The organism is Thalassospira sp. A40-3 (assembly GCF_015871485.1).
GTDB classification, from domain to species: domain Bacteria; phylum Pseudomonadota; class Alphaproteobacteria; order Rhodospirillales; family Thalassospiraceae; genus Thalassospira; species Thalassospira tepidiphila.
This window is the reverse complement of sequence record NZ_CP065428.1, coordinates 3,366,745-3,392,921: the sequence shown is the minus strand read 5'-3', so window position 1 is coordinate 3,392,921 and position 26,177 is coordinate 3,366,745. Positions and strand designations below refer to the sequence as shown.

Genomic DNA, 26,177 nt, shown 5'->3' with positions numbered 1-26,177 from the left:
GTCTTATGCCGCGCGCTGGTGGTGCGTGCCTTCGCTGACTTCCTCGACGATTTTGCTGACAAAGGCATCAAGGTCCTGCGGTGAACGCGACGTCACAATGCCGTCTTCGCAGACCACAGCCTCGTCGCGCCACAGCGCACCGGCATTGAGCATATCGGTCTTGATTGATGCAAATGACGTTGCATGACGATCACGCAGTGCTCCGGCCTCGATCAGAAGCCACGGGCCATGGCAAATGGCGGCAACCGGTTTGCCCGATGCGACAAACTCGCGCACCAGACTGACAGACGCTTCGTCATTGCGCAGCAGGTCCGGGTTGATCTGCCCGCCGGGGATGACCAGCGCGTCATAGTCTTTGATATCGACATCTTTGACTTCGACATCGACATCGACCGTGTCGCCCCAATCGCTTTTATCCCAGCTCTTGATCGGATCAGATTTGGGCGATGCGATTTTGACGTCGGCCCCGTGGTTTGACAATTTTTCAAGCGGAACACGCAGTTCAGACCGTTCATAGCCATCGGTGGCAAGAATCAGAATCTTTGCGGTATCAATCGCAGGCATAATGTCGCTCCTTTCATTGGTGACACCTTGCCAACGGCTGCGACCTGCTCTCGTTCCGGATTTCAATGTGATCATTTTGTGGCACGGCTGCAGAGGTGATGTGAAACACCGAATTGCCTCTGACGCGCTTTTAAATTGTATGAGGATTTATATCCCGCCTTCTCAGTGGTCTGTCTGGCGGCGGGGCAAAGGGCGGCAATCCCGCGTATCCGTCTGAAAAACAGCCGACTTCTAATCCTCATACTTTAAGGAATACGGCGTGTTTACGGCCGGGCGGGGGAAGCTCAGTTTGACGGGACGGTTTTCTGGTGCGCGATCTGGTCTTCTGTCGGGTTCAGGATCTGCCAACTCTCGACCTGTTCATTGATGATCCCGCTATTGACCAGACATTGGTGGATGAACCCATTGGCGTGTAGGGCATCGATCCCGGTATTGAGCGCCGCAACGATCTTTTCGGCATCTGGCAGATGACGTGAAATCATGAAATGCTGGCTGGCGGGCAGGATCACCTTGACGCCGGGCATCGGGTATAACCGTATCCCGTCACTGCTGCGCACCATGCCGGGTCCGCTTGAAAATTCCAGCAAGGTAAAGTCGGCCCGACCGGCATTGATCAGCGCATAGATCTGCTGCTTGGTCGCCGCATTGGTCAGGCTTGCAGGGGCCAGACTTTCAAGCACTTCCCAATCCAGTCGCCAGGTGCGAATGGATACCGCACTCATGTGATGCACATCGGAAACCGGCGTATCACTGCTAAGTGCGAAGGTGTCCTGACTGACGTAAATACCTTTCTCCACCTCGCCTCGGCGCAGGATCGGCAGCGATTTCAAGACATCAGGATCCGCATCGATATTAAAATCCCAGTCCGATTTGATATCGGCAAAGCCTTCGCTGACCATCTTGCGGCTGCGTTCGGAATTGGGCGATGGCACGATCTGTACCCGGGCGGCAAGCCCCCCGGCATTCAGCGCTTCCTGCAAGATGGAATACATCACCAGCGACGCACTGTCGGGGCGATTGGCAAGGCAGGACCGGCAGTCCGGATTGTTGTCATTCTGGCAGGAAAAAACCGTATCAAACTCGCTTTCACGCACCGGAAAGCGGATGTCGATGGTTTCTGTGGCGTTTGCACTGTAGCTGCCAAAATCAGCGAATGAGCAAAGCATAGCAATCAGGGCAACAAGAATGCCGGTTCTGGTTGTGTCTGCTGGCCTGTTGGCACCAGTCTGGGGGCTCATGCGGTGGTCCGGTCACGATGTTTTGGTGGTGATTGCCACAATGTGAGGACGCGCACACCCGATTACATCCTTTGCCGGGTAAAATTTTGTCATGTGACAAAATCAATAAAAAACACCCCGGTGTGAAACATCCGGGGTGTTTTTCAAAAAATGTGAATAATCGATCTGATTATTCAAAAAAATCATTCAGCGGCAACAGCCGTATTTTCACCGCGCACCAGCGCCATATAGTCTTCCATCATGGTCTTGCAGACCTGACCCGGGGTGAAGGTATATTGCCCGATTTCCGCAACCGGCGTGACCTCGGCTGCGGTGCCAGTCAGGAAGCATTCTTCAAAGCCTTCCATTTCCTCTGGCATAATCGCGCGTTCAATCACCTCATAGCCGCGCGCCTTGGCCAGTCCAATGACAGTGCGCCGCGTAATGCCATCCAGGAAGCAATCAGGCTTCGGCGTATGGATCTGACCGTCCTTGATAAAGAACACGTTGGCACCGGTCGCCTCCGCAACCTGACCGCGGTAATCAAGCATCAGGGCATCGGCATAGCCTTTGCGTTCTGCCTCGTGCTTGGACAAGGTGCAGATCATGTAAAGACCGGCCGCCTTGGCATTGGTTGGCGCGGTATTCGGTGCCGGGCGGGCCCATTTCGACAGATCAAGGCGAATGCCCTTTAGGCGTTCTTCGGGCTTGAAGTAGCTCGGCCATTCCCAGCAGGCGATGGCGACATTGATGCGCGTGGTCTGGGCCGAAACGCCCATCATCTCGCTGCCGCGCCAGGCAATACGACGGATATAGCCATCGGTAATGTCGTTGGCCGCCAGCGTTTCGATGACAGCGTCATCGAGTTCGGCAGCACTATAGGGGATTTTCATGTCCAGGATTTCGCCGGACTTGATCAGGCGTTCACCATGCTCGGCCAGCTTGAAAACCTTGCCGTTATAGGAACGTTCGCCCTCAAAAACCGCACTCCCGTAATGGACAGCGTGGCTGAGCACATGCAAAGTGCTTTCACGCCATGGTTTAAGTTCACCATTATACCAGATATAACCATCACGGTTATCAAAGGTCGGAGCTGTCATTTGCCAAATTCCATTTCAAGAACGTTCCTGGACGTAACTTTATGTCCTTATTTGTCTGGTCGGGGTAACATTCATAGATTAATGTGTCAATATAACTGACATAACGGATAAGCATGGCAGATATCTCTACACGCAAGGTCAACCCTCTTTTCCTGAGGGAAGAAGAGCTTAGACAAGGCATTGAATTGCTGTTCTATGCCTACCGTGATTTCACTGAAGTCGCGGATCAGATGCTTGCGCAATATAATTTTGGTCGCGCCCACCATCGGGTCATCTATTTCGTCAGCCGCAACCCCGGTATTACGGTCAGTGACCTGTTGTCGATTCTCAAGATCACCAAGCAGTCCTTGTCGCGCGTGCTGGGCCAGTTAGTGCGTGAAGGCTTCATCGAACAAAAGACCGGTGTGCAGGACCGGCGCCAGCGTTTGCTGACCCTGACTGAAAAGGGCGAGGCGCTTGAACGCGAGCTGACCGAACAGCAACGTGCCCTGATTGCGGCGGCCTATCGCGAGGCCGGGGCAGAATCGGTCGAGGGGTTCCGCAAGGTCATGATGGGCATGATGGATGAAAAGGACCGCAAACGGTTCGAGGATGATGGTCCCGGTGGCCTGCGCCGCCGTGCCGGGTGAGGCGGGTGTGAGATCTGTCATAATTTTGACGTCGTCATGCTTACGCTTTTGAAAGACTTTGCAGCCAAATTGTTCTCCAGCGATCCTGAACCCAGGGAAATCCGATGACCGGTGCTGATCAGCCACATGTACTTGTGGTCGATGATGATGACCGTTTGCGTGACCTTCTTACCCGCTATCTGGGCGAGAACGGCTTTAACGTATCTGCCGCACGAGATGCGGCGAATGCGCGTGCCAGCCTGTCGGGATTACAGTTTGATCTGATCGTTCTTGACGTTCTGATGCCTGGCGAAAAGGGTGTTGATCTGGCGCGCAGCCTGCGGGACGCCGGATCAAAGGTTCCGATCCTTCTGCTTACCGCACTGTCGGAGACCGAAGACCGCATTGCCGGGCTTGAAGCCGGCGTGGATGATTATCTGGCCAAGCCGTTTGAGCCGCGCGAACTGGTGCTTCGCATCGAGGCAATCCTGCGTCGCTATGGCGAGCTGCCCGAACCGGAAAACTCAGGATCGCCAGACCCATCTGACAATACGGCATCCTTTGGCGCGTTCCGGTTTGATATGACACGCATGATCCTGCAACGTGGCGATGAGCATATCTATCTGACGACGGCTGAGCAGGCCTTGCTGGCAGCGCTTGTCAAACGCCGCGGTCAGACCACATCGCGCGAGCAACTTCAGGGCATGATCAGCGGCAATGCCATTGATCCCGCGGCGTCGCGTAGCATTGATGTGCAGGTCACCCGCCTTAGGCGCAAATTCGAAGAAGACCCCAAGCAACCAAGATACTTGCAGACAGTACGTGGTCAGGGCTATGTCCTGTATACGGATTGAGGAACGCAAAATGAGCGACCATGAAAACGGACAGGGATAAGCAGCGTGGGTAGCGAACAGAACGGACGGATCAAGTCATTGATGCCGACGGGGCTTTTGGGCCGGTCGCTTCTGATCCTGATGACGCCGATGCTGCTTTTGCAGATTGTTACGGTGCTGATCTTCTTTGAACGGCACTGGGACACGGTTGCCCGGCAACTGAGCCGGGGGCTTGCCGGGGATGTTGTTTTCGTGATCGACTATCTGGGCCAGTATCCTGATCCGGAGCATTACGAGTGGATTCAGAGCACGGCACGCGCACGGATGGAGCTTGATCTGTTTTTCGAGCCTGATGCCATCCTTGAGCGCCAGATTACCGAACCACCACTCGGTTTCGTGTCCGAGGAACTGTATGTCGCCCTGTCGGAGCGTTTGCAGCGACCGTTCTTCTTTGATCTTGATCTTGATGACCGCAAACTTGAAATCCGCGTACAGTTGAAAGACGGGGTGATGTCGATCATCGCCCCGCGCAAGCGCCTGTACAACTCGACCACCTATATCTTCTTTATGTGGATCGCAGGGTCTGCCCTGATCCTCTATGGGGTGGCGGTGATCTTCATGCGCAATCAGGTGCGTCCGATCCGACGTCTGGCAAAGGCCGCCGATCAGTTCGGGCGCGGTGTTGATGTTGATAACTTCAAGCCCGAAGGCGCCGCCGAGGTGCGTATGGCGGCGACATCCTTTATGTCGATGCGCGATCGCATCGGGCGACATTTGTCGCAACGAACGGCCTTGCTTGCCGGGGTGTCGCATGACTTGCGCACGCCACTAACCCGCATGAAGCTTGAACTGGCCATGCAGCAAAGTTCGCCCGGTGTTGATGCCCTGAAACAGGATGTCATCGATATGGAGCGCATGGTCGATGCCTATCTGGCGTTTGCGCGCGGCGAAGAGGGCGAAAAGGCGGTTCTGACCGATATTGGCAAGCTTCTGACCGATCAGGTTGGCGAGGCATTGCGTGACGGGCAGCAGATTGATCTTCACATCGAAGACAGCCTGGAGATGGAGCTGCGTCCGCAATCGATGAAACGTTGTATTGCAAACATCATGTCCAATGCCGGGCGGTATGCGACAAACCTGTCAGTGCGTGCGGGGCGCCGGGGGCAGGATTACGAGATTGTCTTTGACGATGATGGTCCCGGCATTCCGGCCGACAAACGCGAAGAGGTGTTCAAGCCGTTTTACCGTCTTGAAGAGTCGCGCAATCAGGCGACCGGCGGCGTCGGGCTTGGCATGACCATCGCGCGTGATTCCGCACGTGGTCACGGTGGCGAGGTCTTGCTTGAAGATGCGCCGGGCGGTGGGCTTCGCGTGCGGTTGGTTCTGCCGATCGGGCATTAAGTTCTGAGCATTGAATTGCAAAAGCCCCGCCATTGAACGGCGGGGCTTTTTGTTTGAGCGGTGCGGGTGATCAAAAGAAGGTCGCGATTTCCGAGAGGTCCTTTTTCTCGGTCGCGTGGGCCGGGATGGTGGCGTCCGCCGCCGGGTAGCCTGTGACCAGCAGGATGTAGGGCTTGTTATGGTCCGGGCGGCCGCAGATATCGGTCAGGAAGCTCATCGGGTTTGGTGTATGGGTCAGGGTGGCAAGGCCAGCGCGGTGCAGGGCGGCAATCAGGAAGCCTGTGGCGATCGAAACCGATTCCGGCACGTAATAGTTTTTGCGAAGTTTGCCGTCGGCCGACGTGCTTTTGCGTTCACCAAAAATGCAGATCAGCCACGGGGCGGTTTCCAGAAACGGTTTGGCGTCATCTGTGCCCAGCGGTTTGAGGGCATCGAGCCATTCTTCGCCAGCACGGCCTTCATAAAAAGCGCGTTCTTCTTCCTCTGCCGCCAGACGGATTTTGCGTTTCATCGCCGGATCGCCGATCACAGAGAAATGCCACGGCTGATGGTTGGCCCCGTTTGGTGCGGTGCCCGCAGCACGGATGCAGGTTTCAATAATGTCGCGTGGCACGGGGCGGTCAGAGAAATCGCGGACGGTATGGCGGGTTTTGATGTCGTCGTAAAATTCTTGCGCGCGGGTGCGCATTTCTTCCACGTCATATTCGCGGTAGTCGGGCAGTGGAATGGGAATGAAATCTGTGGTCAGAGGCTTGTTCGACGGCATGGCGCTTCCTGATTGTTTTTGTTTATGGATATAGCCTGATCTTATGAAGCGTTGGTCTGTGCGACAAGGCCAAACGCCAATAGACACACAGACGTGAGAGACGAGCAATTACGCACCAACTTCGCCCGCATTCATTGCGATGTGTCATTGCATCAAGTGACAGGCGGGCTTATCAAATCGTACAGAAGCAATTGGCGTGAAACCAACTTGTCCCGGGGGCGGGCGGTTCGCAAAAGGGTATTTCACACTAAATATACATAAAATTATGTAATTCACACAAAATGACAATAAATTTTGATTGTTTGCTTGCGATATACGATTGATTGATGTTAAATCGCGGCAACTTGGCATGGAATGCGTGCCGGGATATATACTCCGTGTTTCCCGCCACGGTTCCACACTCAGACAGACGAAACGGATTGATGTAGCGTTATGGCCAGCAATTTAAACGAAGAAACCGTCACCTATGTCCACCACTGGACTGACACTCTCTTCACGTTCAAGACCACCCGTGATCCGGGCTTCCGATTCATCAATGGTCAGTTCGCCATGATCGGCCTCGAAGTTGATGGTAAGCCGCTTTTGCGCGCCTATTCGATGGTCAGTGCGAATTATGATGAAGAACTTGAATTCTTCTCGATCAAGGTGCCGAACGGTCCGCTGACATCACGTTTGCAGCACATCAAGGTTGGCGACAAGATCCTGGTTGGGCGCAAGCCGACCGGAACCCTGATCCATGACAACCTTTTGCCGGGCAAGAACCTGTGGCTGTTGTCGACCGGTACGGGCCTCGCACCGTTCATGAGCGTGATCCGCGATTACGAGACCTATGAGCGCTATGAGAAGGTGATCCTTGTGCATGGTTGCCGCGAAGTCCGCGAGCTGGCCTATCAGGAATTCATTCACAGCGAACTGCCGAACAACGAATTCTTCGGCGAAGATGTTCAGAACAAGCTTCTGTATTATCCGACCGTGACCCGTGAAGAGTTCAAGCATCAGGGCCGTATCACCGAACTGATGGAATCGGGCAAGCTTTATGATGACCTTGGTCTGGAAAAGCCGACACTTGAAAACGACCGTTTCATGCTGTGTGGCAACCCGCAGATGATTGCCGACACCCGCAAGATGCTTCTTGAGTGGGGTGGCAAGGAAGGCAACATGAACGAACCGGGCCACTTCGTCATCGAAAAGGCGTTCGTCGAGAAATAAGTAGCTGGCCACATTTTGGCCGCGAGATCAGAAGGCAGCATCCGTCGGGTGCTGCCTTTTTTGTTTTGGCGAAATCCGGGATTTATACTTGGTTGTATACGTAGGTATATATGCCTCCCCAAATGGGGATGTTTGGAATTTTCGCAGTCGCGTAATTTGAGCTCATGAAGCGTCAGGTTTGGAAACTTGTTCAATGTCCTGGTGCGGTGTCAATGGAGACAAAAATGGGCTTTCTCAATATTTTCAAACGTTCCGGTTCCCAGAGTGCTGCCATGACTTTGGATGCACTCGACAAATCACTTGCAGTGATCGAATTCGATCTGCAGGGGAAAGTCCTGCATGCGAACAAGAACTTTCTTGATGTCATGGGCTATGAGCTTTCAGAGATCGTGGGCAAGCAGCATGCGGTATTCGTGCCAGAGGAAATCCGCAAAAGTCCGGATTACGACGCTTTCTGGTCTGATCTGCGCAAAGGTGTGTTCAAGAGTGCAGCGTTTCCGCGCATTACCAAAACCGGAAAAAGGGTGTGGATTGAGGCAACCTATAACCCGGTGCGCGACAGCAAGGGCAATGTTACCAAGATTGTGAAATTTGCATCTGACATCACCAAGCGTCAGGAAGCATTGGCCGATTTCGAGGGCAAGGTGAATGCGATTAATCGCAGCCAGGCTGTGATCGAGTTCGATCTGAATGGCAATATCCTTGATGCCAATGACAACTTCCTGAACGCGATGGGCTATCAGCTATCAGAAATTGTCGGTAAACATCATCGCATGTTTGTTGATCCTGATTATGCCAATAGCCGTGAATACGTCGATTTCTGGCGTGAACTCGCCAAAGGTAACTTTACCTCCCAGCAATTCAAAAGGTTTGCCAAGGGTGGCAAGGAAATCTGGATCGAGGCATCCTATAACCCGATCTTTGATGCCAATGGAGTGCCCTATAAGGTCGTGAAATATGCCAGTGACATCACAGAACAGGTCAAACTTCTGACCGACCTGAAGCAGATGATCGACAGCAACTTTGGCGAAATTGACCAGAGCCTGGGTGAGCTGGAACAGCGTTCCACGGTTGCGCATTCAAGCTGTGAAGAAACATCTTCGAATGTGCAAACAGTTGCTGCGGCGGCTGAAGAGCTTGCTGCATCTATTGCGGAAATCTCTCGCAGTATGGCAGAGGCGCGCGCATCAACAGATCAGGTGTTTGAAAAATCCATTGCCGCAGGTGCATCAACTGAAAAAATGAGCGAAGTCGTTACGGCGATGAGCAGCATCATTGATGTCATTCAGGGTATTGCAGGGCAAATCAATTTGCTGGCACTCAACGCGACGATTGAATCCGCCCGTGCTGGCGAAGCAGGCAAAGGCTTTGCGGTTGTCGCCAATGAAGTCAAAAACCTGGCCAATCAGGTTGCCAAGGCCACCGAACAGATTACTGGCGAGATCGAAGGTGTCCAGAACATCGCTGGCGAAGTCGCCGGCGTACTGGGGTCAATTCGGACGGAAGTTGAAGACGTGTTGAACAATGTCACCACGATTTCCTCGGCCGTCGAGGAACAGAGTGCTGTGACCCAGCAGGTTTCAAGCAACATGCAAAGCATGGCGAACTCTGTTGAGCAGTTCGCGAGCAGCGTGAACTTTATTCGTGATGCATCCTCGATCGTATCGGGCAGTGTCGGGCGCACCCGAGAGGCAGCACTGGTGCTTGCGCGCTAAGAGCCTCAAGCCCAAAGCTCAGACCATTTGAACAGAAGAGGCAGGATGCTTTTGCATTCTGCCCCTTTTTATACGTTAGTGCCTTGCTATAAAAATTATACCAATATATATACTGATGTATATTAACCCTCCCCAAATGGGGATATCGTATCAGGCATGGTCAGGCGATAGTCGGCACATCAAATGAACCCGTTTAGCGTAGTTGCGATATGCCGGAGTTGTCCATGAATTCACTGACATCCATAACTGTTGAACCCGCTGATGAGTTCGATGACGTTTTCGGCATGATTGACGCGTCGTTTTCTGTTGCGGAGCTGGACCTGACGGGCAATGTCATCCGTGTAAATGACAATTTCATTGCATTGACCGGATATGACGAAAAAGAGGTTCTCGGCCGTCACCATTCGATGTTTTTGTCGGACGATGTGGTCGAGGCGGCCGAGTATGGTCTGTGCTGGGTTGATTTGCGGGCCGGTAAATCCAAAAGTGTCATCTTGCCATGGATCACAAAGACCGGGGAGCGCAAGTGGGTTGAAGAAACCGTCGGTCCGGTGAAGGATCGCAATGGCAAGGTCATCCGCATTGTCCGGCTTGGCGTTGAGGTTACCGAGCGTCATGACAGTTTGGCCGATCTGCAAGGCAAAGTGGACGCGATTGAACATAGCCAGGCCGTGATTGAGTTCGACACCAAGGGCAACATCCTGACAGCCAATTACAATTTCCTCGTCGCCATGGGTTACAGCCTGTCGGAAGTGGCAGGCAAACATCACAGCATGTTTGTTGATCCCGAATATGCCGCGAGTGCCGAGTACCGTACATTCTGGCGGACGCTGGCAAAGGGAAGGAACCGGGCCTGCCAGTTCAAGCGTTTTGGCAAGGACGGTCGCGAGGTCTGGTTTGAAGCAAGCTATAGCCCGGTTTACGGCGCCGACGGGAAAGTTTGCAAGATCGTCAAACTTGCCACCGATATTACCGAACAGGTCACGTCACTGGCCAATTTGAAATCGACACTTGAAGCCGGTTTCGACGAAATTGATCAGACCGTTGGCAAGATTGACCAGCGTTACGAGGATATCGCTGCGTCATGGCGTCGGGCGCATGCGCATCTGGAAGTCAGTGCGATGGTTGCCGGGCGGCTTGTCAGCAGTGTGGATGAAACAGCCCAACGCATGACCGAGCTGCGATCGGTTGCCGATCACGCATTCGATCATGCAATTGAAAGTGACGGGGCCATTGCATCGATTGAAAAGGCACTTGATGTGTTGCGCGACTGCGCACGTGATGATCCCGCCATTATTGAGCAGATCAACGTTTTGGAAAAATGCGTCGGTGAAACGGCACGTGTTTCGACAGCTGTCCGGGGGGATCTTAAGGCGATGCTCAGTCGGGTGGCGGTGGTGTCGCTGGCTGTTTCACAGCAAGCTGAAATCACCCATCAGGTCAGCAGCGAGATGCGCGGCGTACAGACTTCCCTTGAGACATCCCAGCGTTCGTTCAACGACATGATCAAGGCCTCAGAAGATATTCCCCTGATCGTTGGTCGAACGCGTGAAGCATCAGGCATTTTGGCACGCTAACCCTGCCGGGAGCGTGGCACGAGCGGGAAAAGGGCGGGTATCGCAATGACGATATCCGTCCTTTTCTTTTGTGGTTAGAACAGGCGCGACCCGTTTGGCACATCCTGATCCGGACGAATCAGGACAATACCCTTGTCGTCATCCCCGTCAGGAAAACCAAGGCAGAGGAATTCCGACATGAAGGGACCGACCTGTTTTTTGGGGAAATTGACCACACCGGCAACCTGACGGCCGATCAGCTTTTCGGGTGTGTAGTGCTTGGTTATCTGTGCCGATGTTTTCTTTGTCCCGATCTCGGGCCCGAAATCGACCCAGAGCTTAAGGGCTGGGCGGCGGGCCTCGGGAAATTCCTGTGCGTCGATCACGGTGCCGACCCGAATGTCGACCTTCAGGAAATCATCAAAACTGATTTCGGTGCTCATAGCTGTCTCCTTGTTATGAAGGCAGCTTAGTGAGATCAGCCGAGACTGATAAGCCCAAACCATCAATGCGATATGAATTCCGGAGTTTGAGCAAAAACGCGTGATTGCGGACGGGACCACAAAAGAAAAATGGCAGGACCATAAGGCCCTGCCATCAAGTAGATTACGGGAATTTAACAGCCAAAGCTGTTATTTCGAAGCTGCGGTCTTTTCGATAGCAGCTTTGAATTCGTCAAGGGATTCGGTAAAGCGAGTCTGCAGAAGAGCAAGCGCTTCTTCCTGTGACTTGGTTACCAGACCTGACAGTTCCTTGGCATTTGCAAGGGCTTCTTCGTAAGCCGTTTTTGCAGCTTCGGTCTGTTTTGCAGCCGAAGCCATCGGGTCGTCAGCGGAAGTAGCAGCGAAATCTTTGCCCTGGGTCTGAACTTTATCCAGCAGCGTTTTGAAGATCTCGCTCTGGCGCTGAGCGACAGCCTGGAAACCGTCGAAGGCCACCTTGTTGGCTTTGGTGAGGGCTTCCACGTTTTTACGCTGGAAAGCCATCATTTCGTTCACGTCTACACCCGGAACTTTGAAATCCGCAGTGTATTTGGTGAAGTCGAGATCAAAGAACGGATTGGTTGCCTTTTTTGCGGCGGTCATGGTTTGCACTCCATTAGTTTGCGACAGATATGCAATGAGGCGCTATTGTGCGCCGCACAAATTCAACTGCAATATGCCGGAATGATCGCCTGTCGTCAAGGATTATTTTGCACTGCACAAAAACTTATAGGTTATTGTTTTGTGTCAAAATCATAACCTTGGGTATATAGCTGGTTTTTGCGTTTCAGATCAGGGAATTAGCTGTTGGCCGTGGTTGACGTCGCCTGATCTGATGGTGCATCGGCAGGGCTGTTATCGCCCGGGGACGGTGATTTTTTGATCGAAAAATTCCGGCACCGTTTCCTGATTTTACCACAAATCGATGATGCTTTGCCAAGACCCTTTTCAACCTGACGGTCCCAATTGGCGGCCTTGGAAAGTTCGCGATCAAGGTAGGCCATGGTCGGGCCAAAATCGGTGCTGTCATCATCAAGCCAGTGTTTGAAGGTCTTGGCGTAAACCGCCGTCAAGCCCGCAACCCGCATGCTGCCATGCAGGCCGGCTGTTTGAAAACCGGCGGCCTCGAGCATCCAGCGCATGGCGCCAAAATGGGTCTTGATCGCCCGCAGCCCGTCGGCCGGGCCAAGGTCGCCCCCGGCATTGATGATCGAACGCAGGGCCGGGCGGTAATCAGAGAGAATATCAAACCGCGCCATGATCACCGCGATCAGGCGGTCATGACCGGGTTCGTTGAAATCCTCAGAGTCGATATCGGCCAAAACTTCGCGGTCAACGCGTTTGACAAAGCGACGCAGAAGATCGCCCTTGCTGCGGCAATGGTCGTAACATTCGGCAACCGAAACGCCGGCTTCGGTTGCGATATCAAGCAGAGTGACATCATGCCAGTCCTTTTCTGCGGCCAGCTTCAGGGCCGCATCGATCAGGAGATTGGGGATATCCTTTTTGGGTGGCATGATGTTCTCCTTGGGTTGGGTGTCTTCGGGCGTAGGCGGGTATTAGCCTGCCAGTTCCTTGGACCGGTCACGGGCGGCGGCGACCGCGCGTGTCATCAAATCGGGTAGGCCGGTTTTCGGATCCATCAGAACGTTGAGTGCGGCCGCTGTCGTACCGCCGGGGCTTGTGACATTCTCACGCAGGGTGGCGGCACTTTCTTCGCTGGCATCAAGCAGGAAGCCCGCACCCACCACGGTCTGGCGGGCAAGGGTCATCGCCTGATCGGCCGGAAGGCCGGCAGCCTCGCCCGCCTGCGCCATGGCTTCGACCAGATGGAAGATATAGGCAGGACCACTGCCCGACAGGCCGGTGACGGCATCCATCAGGCCTTCATCCTCGATCCAGGAGACCATGCCGACGGCTTCAAGCAGGGTCTGGCACATGTCGCGCTGGGCGATGCTGACGTTTTCGGTCGGGCACATCACGGTCATACCGCGCGAAACGGCAGCCGGTGTGTTGGGCATGGCACGCACGATGCGGGCATGTTCGCCAAGGTGGCTTGTGAAGAAGTCGATGGTTTTGCCTGCGGCGACGGACAAAAAGACAGTTTCGGCGCGCACCAGCGGTTTATAGGCGTCGATCAGATCGGGCAGGACCTGTGGCTTGACGGCAAACAAGACAACCTGCGGAATGAAGTCTTCGCGGATGTGATCAACATCAGGAACGCCATTGATGCCGTATTGCGCTTCGAGCTTTTCAGCCGTTTCGGTCTGTTCAACGATAAAGACATTGGCGGCATCAAGCCCGCTGGCCAGCCAGCCTTCGAGCATGGCACTGCCCATCTTGCCACAGCCAACCAGCAAAAGACGCGTATTCATAAATTCTGCTCCGCTTTATCCATCGGGTTTGGTTGATCGTGGGGGATCAACGCACATGATGCAATGCCGTAGCGATCTTCTCAAGGTGGGTCAAGTCAGCGCAGAGGGCAAGAGGGACGTGAAAACAGCCTGTGTTTGCAGGCGATTAGCCTTGATAAGGATACTTTGGTGGGCAAGGTGCGGCTTTTAAGGAATTTTCTGTTGTGAAAGGCGGCCGGGAAAGCCGGTTTGCCGGTTTTGTGTTGAATTGGCGTCTGGCGGCAAAGGCCCCAAAAAAAATCAGCCGAAAATGACAAAGGACGGCGATGAGGCCGTCCTTGGCAGGTTGGATGGGCTGATGTGATCAGGCCTGCCCGGCCGGTTCGAGCATCGCGTGCATCAGGGCTTCGTCCGGGGTTTTGCCCTGACCGAGGACAAAGTTAAACGCCGGGAAGAAACGTTCGCATTCCGAAAGCGCGATATCGATCAGCTCTTCAAACTGTTCGACCATCGGCGGAACATCGCCGCCAAACAGCAGGGTATGGCGGAACAGCGGCATGTTTTCTTCAAGCCACAGACCGAAATGCCCGATCCAGAGTTGCTCGTTACATTTGGCAACCAGTTCGTAGATGCGCGGGCGCAGCGGTTCGGGCACGAACAGATCAAAGCAGCACGCGATATGAAGTGCCTCGGCATCTTCACGCCAGGTGAAATAGACCAGATAGGTGCACCAGTGGGCCGGAATTTCGACCACAATCTCGTCCGAGCTGCGGCGTTCCAGATGCCACTGGTTGGTGCGGGCGATATCCTCGACCAGGATCAGCGGGTTTTCATCGCCGATGTCGCCGATATCTTCCATTTGGTCGTTCATTAATACCCAGCCTGTTCAAGCATGTGCGAAAGGGCGCGCACTATATGCCGGTGAACGCTTTGTTTCAACCGCTGCTGCGCGCAGGACAGCAATGAATATTCGGATCATTGTCACCCGGCCTGTTTACCCGGTCTATCTGATCGACCGTCAAGCGGCCCTGCTTGTGACAGCAAATGTTGGCGCAGGCGCGTAAAACGCCCGCGTCATTTCGCATATATGGGAATTATATGGGGATGGTTGCCCCGATCAGGCGTCTTTTTTTGCCGCCGTTTTGGGGGCAGCCTTGGTGGTGCTGCGTTTGGCGGCCGGTTTCTTGGCGGGCTCAGCTGCATCAAGGCGCTTTTCAAGATCGGCAATCTTGGCTTCGAGCGCGTCAATGCGTTCAGCAGCACGAACAGCAACATCGTGCACGACGTCATATTCCTCGCGGGTGACCAGATCCATATTAAGCAGGATCTTTTCAAACTGCTGGCGGATCATGGCATCTACTTCGCCTTTGACACCGGTCATGGTGCCCAATGCGGAATTGGTGACACGGGTCAGGTCATCGAGAATGCGGTTGTTGATCTGCATGGTGGTCTCCGGCTTTTTTAAACTGTTGTTGGGCATAATATGGCGCATCATCGGCTCAGGGCAAGCCGCACGTCATGAAGCGGACGTGACGATATCGTTATTTTGCATGGCTTTTCTTGCTCCAGATCAGGGGCGGTCTTATAAAGTGTCGACAAACGTGATCAGTCGCCTTGGCCCATCGGGGCAGGGCGGCCCCGTCAGGAGAATGCAATGCTTATCGTCACTGGTGGTGCCGGGTTTATCGGTTCCAATATTGTTGCTGCCCTTGAAGAGCGTGGCGAAACCGACATTGTCGTCGTTGATCGCCTGCGCGATGGCATCAAATGGAAAAACATCGCCAAGCGGAACCTGCGTGACATTGTTCATCCCGATGAACTGCCGCATTTCCTTGAAGAGCATGCAGGCAATGTCGAGGCGATTTTCCATATGGGCGCGATTTCCGCGACCACGGAAACCGATGCCGACAAGATTGTTGTCAACAACCTAAAACTGACGGCCTGGCTGTGGGAATGGTGTTCGCGCCACTCATCGCGCCTGATTTATGCATCGTCGGCGGCAACGTACGGCGATGGCAAGCAGGGCTTTGATGACAGCTTTGATGACGCCGATCTGGCGAAACTGGCACCGCTCAATGCCTATGGCTGGTCCAAGCATGCCACCGATCGCCGGTTCCGCCGTATTCTCGATCAGAACGGTTTCCGGCCGAAACAGTGGGCAGGGCTTAAGTTCTTTAACGTCTATGGCCCGAACGAATATCATAAGGGCGGCATGCGGTCCGTGGTGTCGCAGCTGTTTGACAAGCTTTCAAACGGCGAAACCGCGACCCTGTTTAAATCGCATCATCCCGATTATGAAGATGGCGGCCAGTTGCGTGACTTCGTCTGGGTCGGTGATGTGGTCGATATCATCATGTGGCTTTATGACAATCCGCAGGTCAGCGATCTTTTCAATATCGGCACCGGCAAGGCGCGCAGTTTCAAGGATCTGGCACTGGCAGTGTTTAGCGCCATGGGCAAGGAGCCTGATATCAAGTTCGTGCCGACGCCGGAATCGATCCGCGACAAGTACCAGTATTTCACCGAAGCCAATATGACCAAGCTGCGCGAAGCAGGGTATGGCAAGGAAATGACATCGCTTGAAGAAGGCGTGCGGTCTTATGTGCAGGATTATCTTGCGACCGAGGACCCGTTCCGCTGAGTGCGACCTGCATGGTTCGGGATGGGTTTGCCATGATGCTGCCCCACTCCTTTGCGACCTCAGAGCAAACACCTCGCCGATAAACACCCAATCTGCTGATCCGGAGTATTCCAGATGCTGAGCCTTGCCTTTCCGGCGATAGACCCGATTGCGATTTCCATCGGCCCGATTGCCATTCGCTGGTATGCGCTGGCTTATATTGCCGGTCTGCTTCTGGGCTGGAAATATGTGGTCTATTACTGCACCAAAACACCCAACATCATGAGCAAGCGCGATGTTGATGACTTGCTGTTCTGGGCGACGCTTGGCGTGATCCTTGGCGGGCGGTTGGGCTATATCCTGTTTTACAATCTGGATTATTATCTGGATAACCCGGCCAACATCCTGAAGGTCTGGCAGGGCGGCATGGCGTTCCATGGCGGGTTCATGGGCGTGATTGTTGCGATCATTCTGTTTGCCAGAAAGCGCAATATTTCGATCCTTGCCGTGCTGGACGCCGCAGCCGTCGCCACCCCGATTGGGCTGTTCTTTGGCCGGATTGCCAATTTCATCAATGGCGAGCTTTATGGCCGCACGACCGATGTGGCATGGGGAATTGTGTTCCCCAATGGCGGGCCGGAGCCACGCCATCCAAGCCAGCTTTATGAAGCAGCGCTTGAAGGTCTGATCCTGTTTGTTGTGCTGTTTATCCTGTCGCGCAAGGTGTTCGTGCGCCACCGTCCGGGGATACTTGGCGGAACGTTTGTCGCGGGTTATGGCATTTCGCGGATCATCGTCGAATTCTTCCGCCAGCCCGATGCGCAGCTTGGTTACCTTGCCGGGGGCATTACCATGGGGCAGACCCTGTCTATCCCGATGGTGCTGGTCGGTGTTGGCTGCATTGTCTATGCGCTGAAATCCAAACCGATTGAAACCCGCATTCACCCCAAAGAAGCCGAAAACGCGTAATTATGACTTCTGCGACCGACAGCCCGCTTTTGGCCCATATCAAACGCCGGATCAATGTATCGGGCCCGATCACCATTGCCGATTTCATGACCGAGGCACTGGCCCATCCGGAGCATGGCTATTACCGCAAGCAGGACCCGTTCGGGCGTGCCGGTGACTTCATCACCGCACCGGAAGTCAGCCAGATGTTTGGCGAACTGATCGGCCTTTGGGCGGCGGTCACCTGGCAACAGATGGGCAGCCCGCCGAAAATAGATCTGATCGAATTGGGGCCGGGGCGCGGAACATTGATGTCGGACGCGCTGCGTGCGGTCCGCAATGTGCCGGGCATTGGCGATGCATTGACCGTGCGGTTTGTCGAAACCAGCCCGGTTTTGCGCACCCACCAACAAACATCGATCATGGCGTACGGCATTCCCGCCACTTGGCATGAAACGTTTGATGACATTTCGACCCGTGCCAACGTCCCGGCAATTGTGATTGGCAACGAGTTCTTTGACGCGCTGCCGATCCGTCAGTTCGAGCGCGGCGAGAAAGGCTGGGCCGAGCGTTTGGTAAGCGTTGATGCCAAAACCGGCGAACTTGGTTTTGTCCGAGGTGCTGAAACACCGATCACGGATGCGCTGATCCCGGCCACCATGCGCGGGGCTGCGAAAAAGGGTGATATCTTTGAAAGCTGTGCGCCCGCAATTGCCATTGCCGATCAAATTGCACGGCGTCTGAATGAAACGGGCGGTGGGGCGCTGTTTATTGATTACGGCCATCCCGGCAGCGCGTTTGGCGATACATTCCAGGCGCTCAAGGGCCATGAATATCACCCGGTTCTGAGCAATCCGGGCGATGCCGATCTGACCGCGCATGTTGATTTTGCCGCCATCGGGCGGGCAATGAACGAGGCGGGGGCACGCACCGGTGCCGTCCTGACCCAAGGGACGTTTTTGCGGATGCTTGGCATCGAACAGCGAGCCGAGCATTTGAAAACCAGTGCAGATGACGCCCAGAAAACAGCAATTGATCAGGCGTTGTCGCGGTTGATTGATGCCGATCAGATGGGAACGCTTTTTAAAGTTCTGATCGCGTATGGTCGCGATACCACCCCGCCGCCTTGCGTCAGTGGCGTGGCGGGCTAAATTGACCGCAAGCACAACGCCTTTGGGAACGGAGAAGGCCAGCATGACATATCCGATTACCGACGGGATTGAACGCAGCGCCAACGGGCTTACGTGGTTTGAAGCCGCAAACCTGTCGGACAAGGATGGAGTGCGCCACGGGTTCTTAAGCCGCAAAGGCGGGGTCAGTGATGGTATCCACGGCGGGCTTAATGTCGGTTTCGGATCCGATGACGACAAGGACCGCGTGGCTGAAAACCGGGCGCGCGCGGCATCCGCGTTTGACACCAGCCCTGATCGTCTGACGACGGTGTATCAGGTGCATGGCATTGATGTGGCCGTTCTGGATAAGCCGCTGTCGCGTGACGAGGCACCAAAGGCCGATGCGATGGTGACAGATCGCCCGAACATCATGCTGGGTATTCTGACTGCTGATTGCACGCCGGTTCTGTTTCATGATCCGGTGGCCGGTGTCATCGGGGCCTGTCATTCCGGTTGGCGCGGATCGCATGGCGGGGTGTCGGCCAGCACGGTCGATGCGATGGAAAAACTGGGGGCCAAGCGCGAAAACATTCACGCCGCTGTTGGGCCCTGCATTGCGCGCAAATCCTATGAGGTTGATGGCGCGTTCCGCGATACCATCCTTGCCGGACCGGAAGGCCAGGAAGACCTGTTTGATCCATCGGCCCGCGACGGGCATTTCATGTTTGATCTGCCGGAATATGTCAGGCGGCGGACGATTGCCACCGGGGTTGCCTCGGTCGAGCTTGTGGCGCGCGATACACTGGCCGAGGAAGATCTTTTTTACAGTTATCGCCGCACGACGCTTCGCAAGGAGCTCGATTACGGTCGGCAGCTTTCGGCGATCATGTTGACAGAGGCGTAGGGTCCAAACTCATTCAAATGATCGATCCGGCAACGGATATGAGAGAAAAAGCAAGGAAAAGCCCGCAGATTGGGGTGATCCCCAATCAAGGAATTTGACGCAGAGGCTTTCTCTCATATCAGTTGTCCTTAGGATCACCCGGATTTGTACGGGCTACTTTGTCGCAAAACCTTGAAAGATGCATATCTTCCTGCGATTTTGCTTCGCATATCCGCACAAATCCGGGAGACCGGAACGGTCATTTGAATTAGTTTGGACCCTAGGGTGCTTATGCGGACCCCGGGGGATATGCCATGCCACATCTGATAATGCTTTTTTTCTTTATGATCATCGCGACCATGGTTGGTTGCGTCATCATGTGATGGCGTAAATCCCGTTTTAGAAGTGCCCCTATGAAGTCTTTCCTGCGTTCTTTTGTTTTGGTTATCGGTCTGGCTGGGTTGCTTGCGGCCTGTGGCGATTTGCCACGCCCGTTCGAGGGGGCAGGTCGGGCCGGTGATCCGGCATTGCTTGAGCTGCGTGATACCGGCACCGTGCGCGTGGAAAATACCGAAGACCTGCCCGAAGGGGCATCTGCCCATCTGGCGCGTGCGATGGCACGTGCCCTTCGTCTGCGTGATATTCCGGCCTATAGCGAATCTGAGACGGGCGGCGATTACATCCTGCGCCCGAATGTTCAGGCCAGCCTGAGTGATACCGGTGCTGATCTTGATATCACCTGGGTTCTGATGCGCCCGGACGGGCTTGCGATTGATACCACCCGGTCAACCGGCGAACTGGCCGCCGATCAGTGGTTTGCCGATCAACCCACCGGGCCCGAGGAAAGCAACCTCGCCATCCCGAAAGAGCTGGTTGATAAAGTCCGCGAACTTGAAGGCAAGGCCGAGGACCCGGTGGCGAAAACCTATGAAGGGCTGGTCGCCGAACCTGCCGATCAGATTGCCTTCATGATTACCGGTGACCGGTCTTCGTTGCGGGCAGCGCCGCTTATGAAGGTGGCGCTCATTGATTTTGCTGGTGCGCCGGGCGATGGCAATACGGCCCTGGCACGGTCGGCCGGGGCATTGTTGAAGGCGCGCGGGATCACGGTCGATAACCGCGAGATGGATGAAAACAGTGTCATCCTGTCTGCCACCATTGATGTCAGCCCGGTCGAGGAAGAAACCACCACACCGCTGGATCGTGTATCGATTGAATGGATCATCATGGAAGTCGATGGCACGGAACTGGGCCAGATGAACCAGAACAATGTCGTGCCGCGCGGCCAGCTTGATGAAAGATGGGGTTCGGTGGCGTCCCTTGCCGCCCAGGCGGCGGTTGAAACCCTTGAAGGTGTTCTGGGACAGATCGCAACCAGCAAGAAGCTTCAACTGCGTCCCGATAACAGGACAGCTTTGGCGCGTTGATTGCCGTTGTGATTGGTGATGCCAGAGGCCGATGGGCCGGACATGCATGACTGCCTTGTCGTTATTCGGCATTGGGCCCATTTACAGACTGTTAACGGCTGGTTATAAAGCCGCCGCGATCTGCCGGTATGCAGAAGTGTCAGGATTTGGTCTTTGAGTGTCGTGAAGGCGTCGTTGATTGGTCGGGAAATTCCCAGTTTCCGGGCTGTTGGGCGGCAAGGGCAACAAAAGGCTAGGGACGGCTATCTGTTCGGGTCGGAGTCGCAAAAGATTTAGTTATTCGCTTTCCCGGCACCCATTAACCGAGGCCCCGATATGAAGATCCTCGCTGGTAACAGTAACCGCCCGTTGGCTGAGGCAATTGCTGACCATCTTAATCTGCCGCTTACCCGCGCAGATGTTAAGCGTTTCTCTGATGAGGAAATCTGGTGCGAAATACAGGAAAACGTCCGCGGTGAGGACGTTTTTGTCATTCAGAGCACCTCTTATCCCGCAAACGACAACCTGATGGAACTGCTGGTGATGCTTGATGCGCTGCGCCGCGGTTCGGCACGTCGTATCACGGCTGTGATGCCGTATTTCGGCTATGCCCGTCAGGACCGTAAATCGGGCCCCCGTACCCCGATTTCGGCGAAACTGGTTGCCAACCTGATCACGGTTGCCGGTGCAGACCGCGTTCTGACCATGGATCTCCATGCCGGTCAGATTCAGGGCTTCTTTGATATTCCGCTTGATAACCTGTTTGCATCGCCGGTTCTGACCAGCGACATCCGCAACAAGTTTGACGGCCAGAAGCTGGTCATCGTCAGCCCGGACGTTGGCGGTGTGGCTCGTGCGCGTTCGGTTGCAAAACGCCTGGATGCGGAACTTGCCATCATCGACAAACGTCGTCCGCAGGCCGGTGTTTCCGAAGTCATGAACGTCATTGGTGACGTCAAGGACGCGGCATGCATTCTGGTCGATGACATCGTTGATTCGGCTGGCACGCTTTGCAATGCGGCCGGTGCGCTTAAAGAACGCGGTGCATCGTCGGTTGCGGCCTATGTTTCGCATGGTGTTCTGTCGGGTCCGGCGGTTGAGCGTATTGCCAACTCCCCGATGACCGAAGTTGTCACCAGTGACTCGATCAAGGCATCCGATGCGGTGCGTGATTGTGGAAAAATCAGACAGCTTCCGATTGCACCGCTGATGGCAGAAGCCATCCGCCGCATTTCGGAAGAAAAATCTGTTTCCGTTCTTTTCGATTGAGGGTATAAGGCCCTCGCTGCGGTGGCACCCCTGGAGGCCACCGCACTTGTTTTCGCAGGCTTTCAGCGGTGATTCTCACCAACCTGCGGGGACAAACTACTTTTAGTTCAAGGAGATTTTCCGATGGCAAATTCTGTTATCACTGCGGAAATCCGTGAACGGGCCGGAAAGGGGGCCGCCCGTGCCGTGCGTCGTGCCGGTATGGTCCCTGGTGTTATCTATGGTGCAAAACAGGAAGCTGTTCTGTTCCAGGTTGACCCGCGTCCGCTTTGGAAACTTCTGCATGCGCCGGGCTTCTATTCCCACGTTCTGACCGTTCAGGTTGGCAAAGAGAAATACGAAGTTCTGCCGCGCGACGTTCAGTTCGACAAAGTATCTGACGAAATTCTGCACGTTGACTTCCTGCGCTTCTCCAAAGGCCAGACGATCAACGTTGAAGTTCCGGTTCGCTTCGTAAACGAAGAGAAATCCCCGGGCCTCAAAAAAGGCGGTGTTCTGAACATCGTTCGTCACGACGTCGAAGTTCTTTGCGCACCGTCTGCAATTCCGGAAGAGCTGGTCTTTGACCTGACCGGTGTTGAAGTTGGTGACTCGATCCACATTTCGGCGATCAAACTGCCGAAAGGTGTCGAGCTTACGATTACCGATCGTGACTTCACGGTCGCAACCGTTGCTGCGCCGTCTGCTCTGCGTTCGGAAGAGAACGAATCTTCTGACGAAGAAGGCGAAGAAGAAGCAGCGACCGAAGAATAAGATCGAGGTCTTACGATGTTTCTGGTGGTTGGATTGGGAAACCCGGGATCGGGATATGCCGCCAATCGTCACAACATTGGCTTCATGGCGGCGGACGAACTCGTCCGCCGCTATTCTTTTGGTCCCTGGCGCAAAAAGTTCCAGGGCCAGATTTCCGAAGGTGAATTGAACGGCCAAAAGGTTCTGGTTCTGAAACCGGAAACCTTCATGAACCTTTCGGGGCAAAGCGTTGGCGAAGTGCTGCGCTTTTACAAGATTCCGGTCGAAGACGTTATTGTCCTGCATGATGAGCTGGACCTGCCACCGGGCAAGCTGCGCGTCAAACGCGGCGGCGGCCATGGCGGCCATAACGGTCTGCGATCGATTGACGCCCATTGTGGCAAGGAATATCGCCGCGTTCGTTTGGGCATTGGTCATCCGGGGGATAAATCCCGCGTGCATGGTCATGTGCTTGGGGATTTCTCCAAGGCCGAACAGGATGGCTGGCTGATGACGCTTCTGGATGCGGTGGCCGCGGAATTCGGGCGCCTGACCAAGGGCGATGATGGCGGCTTTATGAGTAAGGTTTCCGCCATTGTTTCACCGCCCAAGCCAAAGGCGCCGAAAAAAGACAAACCGGCCGCCGACAAATCCAAGGGCGACAAGGGCGAGAAAAACAAAGATGCATCAACCGAGCCGCAGGCAGGTGAAGGCATCAATGATCTTTCAGGGGCAGCAAAGGTGCGGCTTGAGCGCGCCGATACCCCGGTAAGTAATGCAGCCTCGGCCATGGCCGAAGCGCTTGCCAAGGCATTTGGCAAAAAGAAATAGTCTGGTTTGCACATGCGCAAACCGATCCTGATAAACAGAAATTCAAGTGACGGAGCCCGGAAAGATGGGATTCAAATGCGGTATTGTCGGTCTGCCCAACGTTGGTAAATCGACCCTTTTTAACGCCCTGACCCAGACGGCAGCAGCCGAGGCAGCAAACTTCCCGTTCTGCACGATTGAGCCCAATACCGGTCGTGTCAGCGTCCCGGACGAGCGCCTTGACAAGATTGCGGCGATCGCAAATTCGGCCAACATCATTCCGACCCAGTTGGAATTTGTCGATATTGCCGGTCTGGTCCGTGGTGCATCGAAGGGCGAGGGCCTTGGCAACCAGTTCCTTGCCAACATTCGTGAAACCGATGCCATCGTTCACGTGCTGCGTTGTTTCGAAGATGACGACATTACCCATGTCGACAACTCGGTCGATCCGGTCCGTGATGCGGAAACCATCGAAACCGAACTGATGCTGGCCGACATGGAAAGCCTGGAAAAACGTATTCCGGGTCTGCAGAAAAAGGCGCGTTCGAACGATAAGGACGCCAAGCTGGCGATGGATCTGATCGAGCGCGCGCTTGAAGTGCTGCGTGAAGGCAAGCCGGCCCGCGTGGTCGAGATTGACGGCGAAGACGAAGCCAAGGCGTTCCGTATGCTGCAGCTTCTGACCAGCAAGCCGATCCTTTATGTTTGCAACGTCGATGAAGACAGTGCGGCGGAAGGTAACGAACTTTCGGCCAAGGTTGCCGCCATGGCCGAGGCACAGGGTGCACGTTCGGTGGTGATTTCTGCGGCCATCGAGGCGGAAGTTGCCCTGCTTGACAGTGCTGAGGACAAGAAAGAGTTCCTTGAAGGTCTTGGTCTTTCGGAAACCGGCCTCGCGCGCATCATCCGCGAAGGCTACAAGCTGCTTAATCTTCTGACCTTCTTTACGGTTGGCCCGAAAGAGGCACGCGCATGGACGGTGTTCAAGGGCGCAACCGCCCCGAATGCAGCCGGTGTCATTCACACCGATTTCGAGCGCGGCTTCATTAAGGCCGAAACCATCGCCTATGACGATTTCATCGAATTTAACGGTGAAGCGGGTGCGCGCGATGCCGGCAAGCTACGTCAGGAAGGCAAGACTTATATCGTCAAGGACGGCGATATCTTCCACTTCAAATTCAATGTCTAAGCGTCCGCTTTTTCGGAAACATTCCAAAGGCCACCGTAAATTGCGCGGTGGCCTTTTGTTTTGGTCGGGCTGTTTTGGTGACGCGGGGCTTGTCAAAACGGCGTGGTGCAGTCTACCTTCGCTAATGCAGCAATGAGGACCGCATGAACGACCTGAGCCCGAAAAACCGCATTCTACTTGTTTTCAATTCTGCCACCGGACAGCCGGGGCGGTTGGGAACGGTGATGCGCCGCTACGGGTTTGAGTTCGATATTCGCCGTCCCGGCGAAGGCGATCAACTTCCGACCGATCTTGGCAAATATCATCTGGTTGTCGTGTTTGGCGGGCCGATGAGTGCCAATGATGATCATCTGGATAATGTGCGTGCGATCATGAACTGGCTGCCGCATGTGGTAGCCAGTGATGCGATGTGTCTGGGCATTTGCCTTGGCGCACAGATGATGGCGCGCCATCTTGGTGCGGATGTTGTGCCCCATCCCGAAGGCATGACCGAAATCGGCTATTACCCGGTGCAGGCGACAGAAGCAGGCGAACACCTGTTTCCCGAAGAACTGATGGTGTATCACTGGCACAGTGAAGGATTTGGCATTCCCGACGGGGCGGAGTTGGTCGCGACCGGCCCGACATTCCCCCATCAGGCCTATCACATTGACGAGCGTATCTGGGGCATTCAGTTCCACCCGGAGGTGGATGACGAAGCCCATGAACGCTGGCTTTCGAATGCGGCCGACAAGACGGATCGTCCGAACGCACAGTGCCCGGATACCCAGCGGGAAGGGCGGGCGAAATATGATGCGGCGTTCGGAGCGTGGTTTGAACGCTTTGCCGAGAAGGTTCTGGTCAAGAACCGTATGTCCTGCGATGTCGGGCAGAGCAGCTAGCCGCTATCCTCAGACCGCCAGCGTATCTGCGGGTGTTTGCGACAGCCAGTTTTCGATGGCTTCAGTGTTAAGGGCGAGCACATCGGCATAGCCGCCATGGAAGGCATCCCACGCATTGCGATATTCATCGCGCACCCCGACCAGAACCGGAATTTCCAGATCGAGCGCGCGCGAAATCACATCACGAAGCCCGCGCCCCTCGGCCTCGCTTCGGCCAAAGCGTGCAATGATCAGGATATCGGACCCGGCTTCGACATCGCGGGCAAGCTGCGCGGCCAGGGTCGAAAGCGCATCGCCATCCAGCTTGCAGCCCTTGGCCATTTTGCCACGGTTTTTCGTGATTGGCATTTCATCGCCACTGCGCAGATTGCGGACATGCACAAGGGTTCCGCAATCGGCATCCTTGCGGCGTTTTTGAACGTAACCGGCAACCGACTTGCCGTTTGCCAACATGGCGTCGGCAATCCCGGCCAGAAGATCATCAATCGGGTCTTTGGGCTGAAAGGCAATCCCGGCCAGCAT

General features: G+C 54.9%; 27 protein-coding genes. 16 read left to right on the top strand and 11 right to left on the bottom strand.

Translation table 11 applies throughout. The features are described from left to right. Positions 1-3: 3 nt before the first annotated feature. The 3 genes from IT893_RS15560 to IT893_RS15550 all read right to left on the bottom strand — a co-directional run bounded on the left by IT893_RS15560 (position 4) and on the right by IT893_RS15550 (position 2,881). Entirely contained in the window at positions 4-564 is a 561-nt protein-coding gene (locus tag IT893_RS15560; protein ID WP_063088708.1) for a DJ-1/PfpI/YhbO family deglycase/protease, read from the bottom strand. Between the two features lie 284 nt (positions 565-848). Continuing rightward, positions 849-1,802 (bottom strand): hypothetical protein, encoded by a 954-nt coding sequence (locus IT893_RS15555; RefSeq protein ID WP_197145832.1) that lies wholly within the window; start codon positions 1,800-1,802, stop codon positions 849-851. A gap of 182 nt (positions 1,803-1,984) precedes the next feature. Next, positions 1,985-2,881 carry a branched-chain amino acid aminotransferase gene (locus IT893_RS15550; protein ID WP_008889455.1) on the bottom strand — a complete coding sequence of 299 codons (897 nt, stop codon included), beginning with the start codon at positions 2,879-2,881 and terminating at the stop codon, positions 1,985-1,987. A 113-nt stretch (positions 2,882-2,994) separates the two neighbouring features. Here IT893_RS15550 and IT893_RS15545 point away from each other — a divergent pair, with 113 nt between their 5' ends. The 3 genes from IT893_RS15545 (at position 2,995) to IT893_RS15535 (ending at position 5,723) form a co-directional block, all read left to right on the top strand. Beyond that, on the top strand, positions 2,995-3,510 hold the full coding sequence (locus tag IT893_RS15545) for a MarR family winged helix-turn-helix transcriptional regulator (RefSeq protein WP_008889456.1): 516 nt from the start codon (positions 2,995-2,997) through the stop codon (positions 3,508-3,510). Between the two features lie 104 nt (positions 3,511-3,614). Next, complete coding sequence (locus tag IT893_RS15540; RefSeq protein ID WP_197145830.1) at positions 3,615-4,343, top strand: response regulator; 729 nt, start codon at positions 3,615-3,617, stop codon at positions 4,341-4,343. A gap of 45 nt (positions 4,344-4,388) precedes the next feature. Next, positions 4,389-5,723 carry an ATP-binding protein gene (locus IT893_RS15535; protein WP_252723975.1) on the top strand — a complete coding sequence of 445 codons (1,335 nt, stop codon included), beginning with the start codon at positions 4,389-4,391 and terminating at the stop codon, positions 5,721-5,723. Between the two features lie 70 nt (positions 5,724-5,793). Here IT893_RS15535 and IT893_RS15530 read toward each other — a convergent pair whose 3' ends face one another. Then, entirely contained in the window at positions 5,794-6,489 is a 696-nt protein-coding gene (locus IT893_RS15530) for a nitroreductase family protein (RefSeq protein WP_197145828.1), read from the bottom strand. A gap of 432 nt (positions 6,490-6,921) precedes the next feature. On the opposite strand from IT893_RS15530, the gene IT893_RS15525 reads away from it, so the two are divergent. The 3 genes from IT893_RS15525 (at position 6,922) to IT893_RS15515 (ending at position 10,990) form a co-directional block, all read left to right on the top strand. Beyond that, a complete protein-coding gene (locus IT893_RS15525; protein ID WP_063088712.1) occupies positions 6,922-7,698 on the top strand; it encodes a ferredoxin--NADP reductase in 777 nt (258 codons plus the stop codon). Between the two features lie 224 nt (positions 7,699-7,922). Continuing rightward, on the top strand, positions 7,923-9,413 hold the full coding sequence (locus IT893_RS15520; protein WP_197145826.1) for a PAS domain-containing methyl-accepting chemotaxis protein: 1,491 nt from the start codon (positions 7,923-7,925) through the stop codon (positions 9,411-9,413). A gap of 224 nt (positions 9,414-9,637) precedes the next feature. Next, positions 9,638-10,990 (top strand): PAS domain S-box protein, encoded by a 1,353-nt coding sequence (locus tag IT893_RS15515; RefSeq protein ID WP_197145824.1) that lies wholly within the window; start codon positions 9,638-9,640, stop codon positions 10,988-10,990. Between the two features lie 74 nt (positions 10,991-11,064). Here IT893_RS15515 and IT893_RS15510 read toward each other — a convergent pair whose 3' ends face one another. The 6 genes from IT893_RS15510 to IT893_RS15485 all read right to left on the bottom strand — a co-directional run bounded on the left by IT893_RS15510 (position 11,065) and on the right by IT893_RS15485 (position 15,249). Continuing rightward, entirely contained in the window at positions 11,065-11,412 is a 348-nt protein-coding gene (locus tag IT893_RS15510; protein WP_063088715.1) for a tRNA-binding protein, read from the bottom strand. A gap of 189 nt (positions 11,413-11,601) precedes the next feature. After that, complete coding sequence (locus IT893_RS15505; protein WP_063088716.1) at positions 11,602-12,054, bottom strand: phasin family protein; 453 nt, start codon at positions 12,052-12,054, stop codon at positions 11,602-11,604. Positions 12,055-12,251: 197 nt separating this feature from the next. After that, on the bottom strand, positions 12,252-12,968 hold the full coding sequence (locus IT893_RS15500; RefSeq protein WP_197145822.1) for a TetR family transcriptional regulator: 717 nt from the start codon (positions 12,966-12,968) through the stop codon (positions 12,252-12,254). A gap of 42 nt (positions 12,969-13,010) precedes the next feature. Then, on the bottom strand, positions 13,011-13,826 hold the full coding sequence (gene proC, locus IT893_RS15495) for a pyrroline-5-carboxylate reductase (protein WP_197145820.1): 816 nt from the start codon (positions 13,824-13,826) through the stop codon (positions 13,011-13,013). 343 nt (positions 13,827-14,169) lie between these two features. Beyond that, on the bottom strand, positions 14,170-14,676 hold the full coding sequence (locus IT893_RS15490; protein ID WP_120224348.1) for a YbjN domain-containing protein: 507 nt from the start codon (positions 14,674-14,676) through the stop codon (positions 14,170-14,172). Between the two features lie 246 nt (positions 14,677-14,922). Beyond that, positions 14,923-15,249, bottom strand: a complete 327-nt coding sequence (locus IT893_RS15485; RefSeq protein WP_064787372.1) for an accessory factor UbiK family protein — start codon at positions 15,247-15,249, stop codon at positions 14,923-14,925. A 210-nt stretch (positions 15,250-15,459) separates the two neighbouring features. On the opposite strand from IT893_RS15485, the gene rfaD reads away from it, so the two are divergent. From rfaD to IT893_RS15435, 10 genes are all read left to right on the top strand, one after another. Beyond that, the gene (gene rfaD / locus IT893_RS15480; RefSeq protein WP_197145818.1) at positions 15,460-16,446 is read left to right on the top strand and encodes an ADP-glyceromanno-heptose 6-epimerase; all 987 of its coding nucleotides are present in this window, start codon (positions 15,460-15,462) and stop codon (positions 16,444-16,446) included. Between the two features lie 114 nt (positions 16,447-16,560). Further along, positions 16,561-17,394 carry a prolipoprotein diacylglyceryl transferase gene (lgt, locus tag IT893_RS15475; protein ID WP_197145816.1) on the top strand — a complete coding sequence of 278 codons (834 nt, stop codon included), beginning with the start codon at positions 16,561-16,563 and terminating at the stop codon, positions 17,392-17,394. Positions 17,395-17,396: 2 nt separating this feature from the next. Further along, positions 17,397-18,524 (top strand): class I SAM-dependent methyltransferase, encoded by a 1,128-nt coding sequence (locus IT893_RS15470; RefSeq protein WP_197145814.1) that lies wholly within the window; start codon positions 17,397-17,399, stop codon positions 18,522-18,524. Between the two features lie 43 nt (positions 18,525-18,567). Further along, on the top strand, positions 18,568-19,389 hold the full coding sequence (pgeF, locus tag IT893_RS15465; RefSeq protein ID WP_197145812.1) for a peptidoglycan editing factor PgeF: 822 nt from the start codon (positions 18,568-18,570) through the stop codon (positions 19,387-19,389). Positions 19,390-19,781: 392 nt separating this feature from the next. After that, positions 19,782-20,795, top strand: coding sequence for a hypothetical protein (locus IT893_RS15460; protein ID WP_197145811.1), 1,014 nt, complete (start codon positions 19,782-19,784; stop codon positions 20,793-20,795). A 315-nt stretch (positions 20,796-21,110) separates the two neighbouring features. Then, a complete protein-coding gene (locus IT893_RS15455) occupies positions 21,111-22,043 on the top strand; it encodes a ribose-phosphate pyrophosphokinase (protein WP_063088722.1) in 933 nt (310 codons plus the stop codon). Positions 22,044-22,166: 123 nt separating this feature from the next. Continuing rightward, positions 22,167-22,796, top strand: a complete 630-nt coding sequence (locus tag IT893_RS15450; protein WP_064787368.1) for a 50S ribosomal protein L25/general stress protein Ctc — start codon at positions 22,167-22,169, stop codon at positions 22,794-22,796. 15 nt (positions 22,797-22,811) lie between these two features. Then, complete coding sequence (gene pth, locus IT893_RS15445; RefSeq protein WP_197145809.1) at positions 22,812-23,606, top strand: aminoacyl-tRNA hydrolase; 795 nt, start codon at positions 22,812-22,814, stop codon at positions 23,604-23,606. A gap of 64 nt (positions 23,607-23,670) precedes the next feature. Continuing rightward, a complete protein-coding gene (gene ychF, locus IT893_RS15440; protein WP_063088725.1) occupies positions 23,671-24,774 on the top strand; it encodes a redox-regulated ATPase YchF in 1,104 nt (367 codons plus the stop codon). Between the two features lie 143 nt (positions 24,775-24,917). Next, positions 24,918-25,655, top strand: coding sequence for a GMP synthase (locus tag IT893_RS15435; protein WP_197145807.1), 738 nt, complete (start codon positions 24,918-24,920; stop codon positions 25,653-25,655). Between the two features lie 9 nt (positions 25,656-25,664). Here IT893_RS15435 and IT893_RS15430 read toward each other — a convergent pair whose 3' ends face one another. Next, positions 25,665-26,177, bottom strand: coding sequence for a DUF2478 domain-containing protein (locus tag IT893_RS15430; protein ID WP_197145805.1), 513 nt, complete (start codon positions 26,175-26,177; stop codon positions 25,665-25,667).